This is a genomic window from Collinsella aerofaciens, assembly GCF_040926405.1.
In the GTDB taxonomy this organism is placed as follows: Bacteria; Actinomycetota; Coriobacteriia; order Coriobacteriales; family Coriobacteriaceae; genus Collinsella.
This window is the reverse complement of record NZ_JBCOIG010000042.1, coordinates 1-9,670: the sequence shown is the minus strand read 5'-3', so window position 1 is coordinate 9,670 and position 9,670 is coordinate 1. Positions and strand designations below refer to the sequence as shown.

The window sequence follows — 9,670 nt, the reverse complement described above, 5'->3', positions numbered from 1 at the left end:
TAGGATATCAACTGATTCCGGATATCGGACACAGGGGCCGCAAGGGCCCTTACACCAACTTTCTCGACACTACCTTTTTTTGGGTTTATAACTGTTCGCTTTTTCGGTTGTGTCGCAGTTCACTAGTTCATTCATTACGTTCTTCGTATCGTCTGTAAATCAGTTATGTCGCGGTTACACAGCTCTGTTGTTGCGTTTTGTCGTAATTCAGCAATGACATAGCCGGGACTCGCCCGCAAGTGTCGTACGCTGCCGTACAAAACTGCGTTTCGGCCGTCCGCGTACTGCCAAGGCTCTGCCCTAGCACCCGGCGCCTGCGGCGGTTGTTCATATCTGAACTGCGACACAACCGAACAAAGCAATTACGACACTACGCAACTGTGTAATTACCGAACTACGTGATAACGACAAAACTGAAAAACGTAACCGTTGAATTGCAGAACAATGAGCTAACGCCGCGAGTGCCGGGTGCTAGGGCAGAGCCCTAGCGTGCGCCGCTTGCGGCGGTACGCTGCCGGGCATTTTGTACGGCAGCGTACGACTCTTGCGGACAGATTTCAGGACCGAATAGTCCGATGTTCAATAGTTCTGTTATTACGTGGTTACATAGTGCGGCTATTCCGCTTTGTCGTTATTGCGTTATGTCGCATTGTCGATATTACGTAGTTCGGTTTTTCACTTTTTACGCCGTTAACTTATTCATTTGTTACATAGTGCCGCTATTCCGTGGCGTCACTTTTATGCCCACCGCGTGCGTATTCGACGGTGTGGGCGGCGTCTCCGAACACCTCGACTGCTGCCGCCACGAATTGCGGTGTGGTGCGCCTCGGGATATAGAAAGTTTTGTTGCCGAACACGATTGCGATCCAGGCGTTACGGTAGATGAATTGATATGCCGCCTCTCTTGAGCGCTTACCGCAGTATTCCTCTGCAATCTCGTCGATCTGCCAGAGATGGCCGAAGCCGACGATATATTCGGCGATGTACGCGCTCGTCTTGATTCGCACGCGCCGCGGGCGGCGGTACGGAGCATAGCTGCTTTTCCCGGGGTCCGCTTTAACGGGCACGGAATAGACCTCGGCTCGAGCCTTTTCAGCGACCACGCGCCGTGCATCATCGAGGCTATACCGCTTGCACAGGCGCTCGCCGTCGTCGGTCGAGCACTTCACGGTGATTGACTTGATATGCGGCGCCAGATACTTGTACATCCATGCTCGCGACGCGCCGAACTCCCACCGCAGATCTTCAATACTCAAGAACTCATCCATCTTCTGACCTCGATTTTCTGCCGATAAACGAGAAATCCCGCAAGAGACGCATACTTGTACCCCCATCGTAAATGTGTGTACAAATCTGCCACCGACCCGGGCGGTTCGGCGCTTGCCAGGGCTCCGCCCTTGGACCGGGGGAAGGACACTCGTGCGCCTTGTTATTACGATAACGGACAGGAACGAAATAGCGCCAAATTTCAAATTATTACGATAAAAGACACGGGTGCGGCGGCGTGTGCGATGGTGTCTGCGAGAGATTATTACGATAACGGACATGGCGGATTTATCGACCCAGCACCGGGTGTTCCCCTCGAAGATGCGACCGCCGTGGCGTCACCATCCAAAATCGCGACATTGGGATGGTGCAAACTGACCCTTAAGAGTCAGTTTGCACGCCAGCTTCGTTCAACGTCAGACATTGGGAATGTCAGACATTGAACCTGCGGCAAAGCCGCAGCTGGGGCCGCATGCGGCCTGAAATCGCTCGCGAAGCTCGCTTGATCGTGCGCGAATGTCTGACAGTGCTGTCAGACATTGTCGGACAATTCAAATGTCCGACAATGTGCACGGGATCGCACTCGCAAAGCTCGTTGAGCGGTCGATAGGCGCTTTGGAATCGGCGTAAACGGCGGGTGCCAGAAAAACGACCTCACGGAATCGCGCCCATGGTCGATAGAATTGACCGCCCGGGCACGTACTCCCGGGCGGTCGATTCATATGCTTATTCGAGATTCTGTTTGGTTTTGGGGCGACGGCCCGTCTCTATGAGGCGAATTAGCCGTACAGCTTGAGTTCCTGCGGCTCCATATGGTCACTCCCGAGAACGACATCCCTGATGTAGTCCTGCGGCAGCAGCTCGACAGGCAAAATTGTCGCCAGGAAGTCGTCGAACCGCGCCCGAGGCGTCGGGTCGGGCGCATGCATGACCTTGGTCGCGCCGTCGGGCAGGGTGATGGTGAGCCGCACCGCTCCGTTGCGCCGATACGCCCTCGACCATTCCTCGTCCGTGTCCCCGTAGCCTTTGCGGTCCGCGGTCGTCCTCCAAACGGTCCCCAGCTCGTCGAATGACCGCGGGTGCTCGCCGAGGTCGACCCAATGCAGTTCTGACCTCTTGCGCCTCGCCGCGTTATAGGCCGGCTTCCATTCGTCCGGCAGGTAGACCCTCTCGAAGACCTCGCGGGACATCTCGCGGAAATGGACTTCATCCGCGCGCGGCCTGCTCGGGTCCATCGCTATCTTCCCCGCCTCGGCCTTCGTCGCGTCGAGCCAGTCCAGCGCCTCCCGGTTGCCGGCCAGTATGTCAGCGGCGCCGACGACGCGGGTGCGTCGCTCGACTGTGCCGCTCACCGCCATGTCTCGGAGTTCGTTGCGGGACCAGATGAAGCCTCCGCCCGGTCCGAGTCCGACCTTGTCGGACCAGTCGCCTGAGACGAAGATGTGCCTGATGTGTCGGCAATGGGCCAGCACGAACGGCCTCGTGCATTGCAGGGCCCGGCACACCTGCTTGGTGGTTACGTCGAACTCCTGCTCGACGGCGTCGCTCAGCTCGTCGATGCCCTCCGGCAGCGTGATCAGCCCCGGGTCGTTCTCATTTGCCCTCGGCTCGCACCTGCCCATGGCAATCGCCTCCTAATTATGTTAGTGATTTCGCTAACACTATTATACCCGTTTGCGGCAGGTCCGTCGGCAAGGGAATCGCGAAAGGGGCCCACCATTGAATAAAGCAGACGTCTTGCCCCGGCGTCCTGTTTAATCGCGCTTATGTTAGCTATATAACTAACATAAGCGCGATGTAGCCCATTTCGCGCCCACGAAAAGGCATGCCGTGAGGCTATGCCGACCTGAGGATTCTCTCAGCCTTCTCGAGCGCAGCCGAGCGCAGGAACTCCGACTTCCGCATCCCGCACGCGGTGGCCGCCCTCTCGATGAGATCGGCGCCCGTTTTCGGGCACTTGAAAGACAGACTGGCGTTGGCCTCTCCCTCGGAGAGCCTTGGGCGGCCGACGCGGAGGTTTGCCAGGGCCCCCGTCCAAGAGCCGGATTCATATTCCGCGCACTCGCGCTCGATGTCCTCGTCCGTGATCACGGTTCCGTTTGCAAGCCTGAACTCCATCAGTAACCTCTCCTTCTCGCGCTCTCGATCTCCTTCAGCGTCTTCTTGCTCGGCGGCGTCATGGCGTGATAGATAAGCCATACGCCGTCAGTCAGGAGGACTCCGACCATCTCGATATACCGGCCATGTGGGTCGTAGCCCGTCCGCATCTCCTGTTCCCCGGGTACGCGAACGGCCGCGAAGCGGTAGTTCTCCCATGCCGCCTCGACATCTACGGCATCCAACTCGGGATGTCGCTCGTGAACCCTTCGGTGTATCTGAACCATTTGCCTCCAATCGTACGATAATATTCTACTACTATTTGGTAGTAGAATATTCGACGCATCAACTTATATGGCCTATTCGCCAACCGTTCGTTCCAAAACGTATGCCTCTGGGCACTCGAAAATCGAACCCTCGATGCCGTGAACGTCGAGTGCCAAAACCCAGTGTCAAAACCTCCGCGTCAATTCCCATGGGAAAATCAAATACGAGGCAGGAGGCTGAAATGACACGTTACGGATATGCTCGCGTGAGCACGAAAGACCAGAGGTTGGACCGCCAGATCGAGGCTCTTGTGAACGCTGGCGTGGCCTATGGCCATATCTACAAGGACAAGGTCACGGGTGCCCAGGACGGCGACCGGACGCAGCAGAAGCGCCTGTTCAAGAAGATGCGGGCGGGCGACGAGGTGGTGGTCGAATCCTGGGAGCGCTTGACCAGATCGACCAGGCAGCTGCTCAACTATGACCTTATGTTTCGAAACCTCGGCGTGAAGCTCACGTCCCTGAAACAGCCCGTGGATCTAGATACCGCATTCGGGCGCTTCGTGCTTGGCACCCATGCTTGCACCGCGGAACTTGAGCGAGATCTGATCAGGCAACGCCAGGCCGAGGGTATCGCCGTCAAACGGAGCCACGGCGGCAACGTGGGTGGCAGGCCTCGCACTGCCGGCGTCAAAGCCGATGCCGCAGTAAGGCTCTATCTTGGAGGAGAGACTCCTATTCCCGATATTTGCGCTGCGACTGGCGTCTCCAAATCAACGCTGTACCGCATCCTTCGTGAACGCGGATTGGTGGGCGTCAGGAAATAAGTCCGTCTGTCGTTTCGCGATTTGCCTAATAGGCCCGAGTGCGGCGGCGTTACTATATAAGGGTGCGGTATTTCTCTAACCGAAAACCTGCGTGAACGCATGACTTGAGACGCCTTTTTAGAACTCACCGATCGCAGGAAAAAGACAACTCAACAGCGGCCGTGCATTGTTCCCAGCCATATGGCATGGCGGAGCCATGCCCGTTGTTGATTGGAGTGCCGCATCATGGCCGAAAACCAAGTCCAGTCCGAAAAGAAAATGACCAGTCTGAATGTCTCATCGGAGACCCGTGACGCCATAAAGGACATCAGCACGAGCCTTGGTCTCTCGCAGGCCGATACCGTCGCCCGCTTGGTCGATGGCTACCACCCTAACGCCACTCCCGGCGTGAAGGCTGCGCTCGACGCATCGGCCGTCCTCGATGAGGCGGTCGAGCGGGTCAAGCGCATCATCGTGGGCGCTGCCGAAGCTGCCGCGATGGAGGCTCGTGCTGCCCGCGAGGACGCTGACGCCGCCAAGAAAAGTGCAACGGAACAGATTCAGAGCATCAAATCTAATTGCGTCGAGCAGGTCGCCGCCATCAAAGAGAAATTCGAGCTGGATACTGCGAGCTTGGAGATTGAGAACGATGAGCTCCACGCCACCGTCGCCGATTACCTCTCGCAGCTCAAGAAGCTCGATTCCGAGAACAATCAGCTCTTGGCAGAATCAGCCGCAAAAGACGATCGAATTGAAAGCATGAGGGGCGCGGTCGACGCCGCGACCAAGGCTCAGGCCGATCTCAACGTCTCCCTCCTCGCCCAGCGTGACCTGATGGCCGAGGTCGCCGCCCTCAAGGACCGCCTCGCCGCCTCCGAGCAGCGGGCGGCCGTGGCCGAGGCCAAGGTCGAGGTCATGACCCAGGCGAGGGGCGAGTAGATATGTCCGACAAGCTAAGGCCGTCTCGCCGTGAGTTGATAACGGCAGGGCTAGTCGTCTTTTTGGTCACGGCACTCGTCTGGACTGTCATTGATGGTGCCGGCGCAAATGCGCTCACCATCAGCGGTGTCATCACCCGTCAAAATGCCGTCTGGGCTTCGCTTGCAGCAGTTTCAGTGGTCATGCTCATTGGGGCTTGGCTGTTTGGCTGATGGCATTCAAAAACAATTAAGTTTGGAGTAGTCGATGGAACATCTCTCTGTTAAAAAGGCAATCAACCTAGCTCGGAACTTTGGGGCTGCTGGTGTTCTGGCAGCCGCCCTAGTTATGACCTCTGGGTGCAGCCAGGCAGACGATCGTCAGACGGCAGTTCAGGTCGCTGATTCTGATAACGCGCAGGAAGACGGGGTTTACGGCAAGATGGAGTATTCAGTCACCGGCGTCGAGGTGCATGATTCCTCGGCTGGCGATGGCGGGAAGGTTGCCGTTGTTCGCTGGCACACCATTAACAACCGATCGGCAGATTCATGCGCTGTTGGTAGCTACATCACGGCTTATCAAAATAAGCAGATGCTATCTCGCGGGTTTGCCGCCGATTTGCAGGAAGACCGCTTCTCTTCGCAAGGGCTTGCGCCGGGAGGCGAATGCGACGGTGTGTCGATTTTTGACCTCAACGGCATGTCTCCCATCGAAGTGAAAGTCGACGGGATGGGCGCCGGGTCAAACTCCCTCGACCAGACCTTTGAATTGGAGTAGGCCGCAAAGCGTCTAATTTCTAGAAACCTTCTAGAGCATTTCTAGAGGGTTTCTAGAGCCGGGCGCAGCATTTTCGATCGGCACGATGTCTCGGTAGATAAGGCGGTGCCTGTCGTCGCGCCATTCGTCGCCGTGGTAGTGGCCGAAGAACCAGGCGCGGTAGCCGAGCTGCCCGTCGAGCTCGGCAAGGAATCGTTGCAGCTGGTCGTCCAGATACTCGCGTTCGCGCTCCCGGCACAGCTTCTCTGCCAGGTCGGCAGGAGCCTCGTGAGTCACCACGTAGTCGACCTTCCAGCCCACGCGGTCGAGCGAGGTGCGGCATTGCCACATCTCTTCCTCGCTCGGCATCTCCTCGGGCCACCAGCTCCTCCCCTCCTTGCGATACTGCCTGTCGTTGCTCGTGGCGCCGCCCATGGCAAGGACTGTGAGCCCGTCGATATCGAACACCTCTCCGCGCATCAGGTGCAGCACGTGCGGTCGCGCCTCATGGACGAGCCCGCCGTTCCACTCCCGCACCGACAGCTCAGCCAGGGCGTGGTGGTTCTCATGATTGCCGTCCACGAAACACGTGGTCCACGGCTTCGACTCGAACCAGTCAAGCCAGTATTTCTCGGCGTTGGATCCATCCCAGACAAAGCCGAAGTCGCCGGCCACGATTACCACGTCATCGCGCGTCAGAGTCCGGCCCAGCGGCCAATTCTTGAAGGCAAACCGGCTGGACCCGTGCTCGGCCCTGCCGTGTACGTCGCCCGTCACATAGATAGCCATCAGTACGCACCCCACGGCAGGAGTTTGTCCCCGAGCCTCACGATCCGGTCATACAGCACCGTGTGCCGTTCGTCCGGATTGCCGTCTCGGTGAAAATGTCCGTAATACCAGCGCTTGTAGTCCAGACGATCCTCGAGCTCGTCGAGGAATCCGGTCAGCCGGTCCACATCCGGGCGTTCCCAGCCTGGGTCCGGGTAGAGCGTCGGCGAGAGCATGCGCGTCGAGCAGGTATGGGTGATGACGCAGTCGACCTTCCAGGCGACCTCGTCGAGCCTTGCCCGTGCGGCATCGAAATCGCGCTCGTCCGGCAGCTCCTGCGGCCACCACGAGCTGTACGGGATGCGGTACGCCCTGTCGACGCTCGTCGCCCCGCCCATGATGAAGACCGTCTTCCCGTCGAGCTCGAAGACCTCCCCGCGCATGAGGCGGCGGATGGACGAAGTATCCGACAGGCGCTGCGTCAGCCCGCCGTGCCACGGCTCCATGGGGCGCTCCGCCCAGTGGTCGAAGCGCTCGTGGTTGCCGTCGACGAAGAGAACCGTGTAGGGGCGCGACTCCATCCAGGCGATATCGGCGCATTCCTCGGCAGAGAAGTCCCACGGAAAGCCAAAGTCGCCGGCGATGATCAGATAGTCGTCGCTGCCAAGGCTATCCCCAAGCTCCCAGTCGCGGAGCTTTTGCATGTCGAGCCCACCGTGGATGTCGCCTGTCACATAGACCGTCATCGGATCGCCTCTTTCCGCTTGTAAGCCGCCAGCTCGCGTTCGACCTGCCTGTCACCGGTCTCGTTGACCCACCAGGGCCATTTCACCCGGCCGCACGGCTCGTCGACTCCGGCGAACCATTCCCTCAGCCCGTCGAGGCTCACCGGGGAGTGCCCGTTGGCGTCGCAGCCCACGTCGTAGCGCAGGAGCCCCTGCTTGCGGTTGAACTCGTTGTACGCGCCGCCGCTGCTGTGGATGTGCCCGTGGAGGTGCCACGATCCATGGCTCATGCCCTGCCAGTCGGCCATGGGGTAATGGCACAGGACGATCTTCTGCCCGTCGATCTTGAGCACGCAGATCGGCGGTTCCACGGTGAACGCGCCCGCGACCGGCGGCTGGGTCCAGTCCTTGTCATGGTTTCCCGGGACGAGGTGGATGCGCTTGCAGGCGATCCGCTTACGCAGCCCGTATGCGTCCTGGGCGGTCATCTTGAATGAGAAATCCCCCAGGATGTAGAGCTCGTCATCCACGGCGACCCTGCCGTTGATGTTGTCGACGATGGCATCGTTCATCTGCCAAATCGTCTCCCACGGCCGGTCCGTGAACTTCAGGACGTTCTCGTGCCCGAAGTGCGTGTCACTGGTGAACCAGATCATTCCATTGTCCCCTTGTCGCTAAATACCGTTCTCCTTTGCGCAATTGAGGAGACGTATTTTGAGCGACATGAGGCGTTCGAACCTCATGTTCTGTGCTCCAATCTGCCGGATTGTTCCAGCTAAAACTTTAAAACCTCGTGCGGGCAGAAAACCGTGTCCCGTTTGTGGGGTCATAGTATAGGCACTGTTAGAACTAATAGCCCAAATCCGTTGCCAACTAGCCACTATTGGCAACTATTAGGCCTTTTAGACAGCCGAACTGACTAATAGCCGCTATTTGTTAGGCCGTTTTGCAACCACGAGCGCTGCCGTGGATTCTTGATACGGCGCATCGACAACAGCAATGTCAAGCGGGTAGAATGGTGCCGACGGCAGCCCAAGTTGTAGTGAGCTGGGCAGAGCCGTTGCTTAATGAAGTTGGGTCATCGTCTTAGCGACGGTGGCCTTCTTTTTGGGCTTCGAGCCCTGCTTGAGTGCCTTGGAAAGGCCGACAAGGGCCGTGAGGAGCGAGACCATAGCAGTCAGGAGCTTCACGGACTCAGTGAAATCGGTCATGGGCATCACCTCCCATCGGATGGAGGGCTCTGCCCGGCACAAGGGCTGCCGACAGCGCTGCTGATTCTAGCAGAGCGTCATTCCTCTTCGATCAATCCGTGCTCCACTCCCTCGCCGGAATCCAGTCCGTAATCCGTTGGTCATTTTCCTTTGTTTTGCGAGACTGGTTGATAACAAGCAGGTGGAATAAACATGGAGCCCGACATCTCTCGCGCAATCGGCGCGCGGCAAGGGTAGGGCCCATCTCATATGTTGTCAACACTAGCGGTGAACCTGAGCGCCGGGGCACATTCTTTGTTGGATGAAACCGGCATAGCAGCTAGCGGAAGGTATCATCGAAGGAGTGTGCTGGAAAGCACCCATCTCCTTAACTGTTAGAAATGCAAGTTAATAATCTATGTGGTCGATATGCCGTTGAGCCCGCATATCGATACCGCTCAGCCATTCGCCTCGCCCCCGTCGCACGTATCTTCATCCGGTCTGTTACTTTTAATCTAACGATTCTTTGAGGAACGTAGGTGCTTCCAAATGTACTGTCGACTTCTTCTCAAACTGATCCTAAGAGACAAGGCCGCATGGATTTGTACGCTCGTTCTCGCCGCAGCCTTCTCCGTCCCCATTGCGTTCAATTCACCCATCTACGGGCCCTTCTTTATGAAGCAGGGCATGCAGAGCTTTGTCGACGCATTCAATACGCGCGCGCCCCAGGCCAACGGCACAGACCTATCGCCAGAGCAGCAAGCTGACGCGGAGCTTGCAAGATACGCGAACGCCGCCCTCGCCGCTCAAACCGACGCCGCCTTTCTCGATTCTGCCGAGAGCTACTACGCGCTCATGGGCGAAGGCTTCCAATCCGG

The 9,670-nt window shown here is 58.0% G+C and carries 13 protein-coding genes; 5 read left to right on the top strand and 8 right to left on the bottom strand.

Going from position 1 to position 9,670, the window contains the following annotated elements:
- Positions 1–719: 719 nt before the first annotated feature.
- The 4 genes from AB5758_RS09315 to AB5758_RS09300 all read right to left on the bottom strand — a co-directional run bounded on the left by AB5758_RS09315 (position 720) and on the right by AB5758_RS09300 (position 3,650).
- The gene (locus AB5758_RS09315; RefSeq protein ID WP_055287582.1) at positions 720–1,268 is read right to left on the bottom strand and encodes a hypothetical protein; all 549 of its coding nucleotides are present in this window, start codon (positions 1,266–1,268) and stop codon (positions 720–722) included.
- 777 nt (positions 1,269–2,045) lie between these two features.
- The gene (locus AB5758_RS09310) at positions 2,046–2,888 is read right to left on the bottom strand and encodes a hypothetical protein (RefSeq protein WP_368141947.1); all 843 of its coding nucleotides are present in this window, start codon (positions 2,886–2,888) and stop codon (positions 2,046–2,048) included.
- A 214-nt stretch (positions 2,889–3,102) separates the two neighbouring features.
- Positions 3,103–3,384: a type II toxin -antitoxin system TacA 1-like antitoxin gene (locus tag AB5758_RS09305; RefSeq protein WP_368141948.1), complete on the bottom strand. Its 282-nt coding sequence runs from the start codon at positions 3,382–3,384 to the stop codon at positions 3,103–3,105.
- Entirely contained in the window at positions 3,384–3,650 is a 267-nt protein-coding gene (locus AB5758_RS09300) for a hypothetical protein (protein ID WP_368141950.1), read from the bottom strand. The genes AB5758_RS09305 and AB5758_RS09300 overlap by 1 nt, the downstream gene beginning before the upstream one ends.
- A 221-nt stretch (positions 3,651–3,871) precedes the next feature.
- Between AB5758_RS09300 and AB5758_RS09295 the strand changes: the two genes are divergently transcribed.
- The 4 genes from AB5758_RS09295 (at position 3,872) to AB5758_RS09280 (ending at position 6,130) form a co-directional block, all read left to right on the top strand.
- A complete protein-coding gene (locus AB5758_RS09295; protein ID WP_055287572.1) occupies positions 3,872–4,456 on the top strand; it encodes a recombinase family protein in 585 nt (194 codons plus the stop codon).
- A gap of 258 nt (positions 4,457–4,714) precedes the next feature.
- Positions 4,715–5,374 carry a hypothetical protein gene (locus tag AB5758_RS09290; RefSeq protein ID WP_368155519.1) on the top strand — a complete coding sequence of 220 codons (660 nt, stop codon included), beginning with the start codon at positions 4,715–4,717 and terminating at the stop codon, positions 5,372–5,374.
- A 2-nt stretch (positions 5,375–5,376) separates the two neighbouring features.
- Complete coding sequence (locus tag AB5758_RS09285; RefSeq protein WP_055287568.1) at positions 5,377–5,586, top strand: hypothetical protein; 210 nt, start codon at positions 5,377–5,379, stop codon at positions 5,584–5,586.
- A gap of 34 nt (positions 5,587–5,620) precedes the next feature.
- Complete coding sequence (locus tag AB5758_RS09280; protein ID WP_368142019.1) at positions 5,621–6,130, top strand: DUF5067 domain-containing protein; 510 nt, start codon at positions 5,621–5,623, stop codon at positions 6,128–6,130.
- Positions 6,131–6,160: 30 nt separating this feature from the next.
- On the opposite strand, the gene AB5758_RS09275 is transcribed toward AB5758_RS09280, so the two are convergent.
- The 4 genes from AB5758_RS09275 to AB5758_RS09260 form a co-directional block, all read right to left on the bottom strand.
- Positions 6,161–6,898, bottom strand: a complete 738-nt coding sequence (locus AB5758_RS09275; protein WP_368142021.1) for a metallophosphoesterase family protein — start codon at positions 6,896–6,898, stop codon at positions 6,161–6,163.
- On the bottom strand, positions 6,898–7,623 hold the full coding sequence (locus AB5758_RS09270; RefSeq protein ID WP_368152731.1) for a metallophosphoesterase: 726 nt from the start codon (positions 7,621–7,623) through the stop codon (positions 6,898–6,900). Before AB5758_RS09270 ends, AB5758_RS09275 begins: the two co-directional genes overlap by 1 nt.
- Positions 7,620–8,258, bottom strand: coding sequence for a hypothetical protein (locus AB5758_RS09265; RefSeq protein WP_368141980.1), 639 nt, complete (start codon positions 8,256–8,258; stop codon positions 7,620–7,622). The genes AB5758_RS09270 and AB5758_RS09265 overlap by 4 nt, the downstream gene beginning before the upstream one ends.
- A 408-nt stretch (positions 8,259–8,666) precedes the next feature.
- Positions 8,667–8,813, bottom strand: coding sequence for a hypothetical protein (locus AB5758_RS09260; RefSeq protein ID WP_368141981.1), 147 nt, complete (start codon positions 8,811–8,813; stop codon positions 8,667–8,669).
- A gap of 528 nt (positions 8,814–9,341) precedes the next feature.
- Here AB5758_RS09260 and AB5758_RS09255 point away from each other — a divergent pair.
- The coding region (locus AB5758_RS09255) for a hypothetical protein (RefSeq protein WP_368152734.1) at positions 9,342–9,670 on the top strand (329 nt) is incomplete at its 3' end.

What these genes read in the sequence shown, in the direction of transcription:
- AB5758_RS09315 (WP_055287582.1), bottom strand. Translation starts at nt 1,268, where the DNA reads ATGGATGAGTTCTTGAGTATTGAAGATCTGCGGTGGGAGTTCGGCGCG.
- AB5758_RS09260 (WP_368141981.1), bottom strand. Translation starts at nt 8,813, where the DNA reads ATGACCGATTTCACTGAGTCCGTGAAGCTCCTGACTGCTATGGTCTCG.
- AB5758_RS09285 (WP_055287568.1), top strand. Translation starts at nt 5,377, where the DNA reads ATGTCCGACAAGCTAAGGCCGTCTCGCCGTGAGTTGATAACGGCAGGG.
- AB5758_RS09295 (WP_055287572.1), top strand. Translation starts at nt 3,872, where the DNA reads ATGACACGTTACGGATATGCTCGCGTGAGCACGAAAGACCAGAGGTTG.
- AB5758_RS09275 (WP_368142021.1), bottom strand. Translation starts at nt 6,898, where the DNA reads ATGGCTATCTATGTGACGGGCGACGTACACGGCAGGGCCGAGCACGGG.
- AB5758_RS09290 (WP_368155519.1), top strand. Translation starts at nt 4,715, where the DNA reads ATGACCAGTCTGAATGTCTCATCGGAGACCCGTGACGCCATAAAGGAC.
- AB5758_RS09300 (WP_368141950.1), bottom strand. Translation starts at nt 3,650, where the DNA reads ATGGTTCAGATACACCGAAGGGTTCACGAGCGACATCCCGAGTTGGAT.
- AB5758_RS09270 (WP_368152731.1), bottom strand. Translation starts at nt 7,623, where the DNA reads ATGACGGTCTATGTGACAGGCGACATCCACGGTGGGCTCGACATGCAA.
- AB5758_RS09305 (WP_368141948.1), bottom strand. Translation starts at nt 3,384, where the DNA reads ATGGAGTTCAGGCTTGCAAACGGAACCGTGATCACGGACGAGGACATC.
- AB5758_RS09280 (WP_368142019.1), top strand. Translation starts at nt 5,621, where the DNA reads ATGGAACATCTCTCTGTTAAAAAGGCAATCAACCTAGCTCGGAACTTT.
- AB5758_RS09265 (WP_368141980.1), bottom strand. Translation starts at nt 8,258, where the DNA reads ATGATCTGGTTCACCAGTGACACGCACTTCGGGCACGAGAACGTCCTG.
- AB5758_RS09310 (WP_368141947.1), bottom strand. Translation starts at nt 2,888, where the DNA reads ATGGGCAGGTGCGAGCCGAGGGCAAATGAGAACGACCCGGGGCTGATC.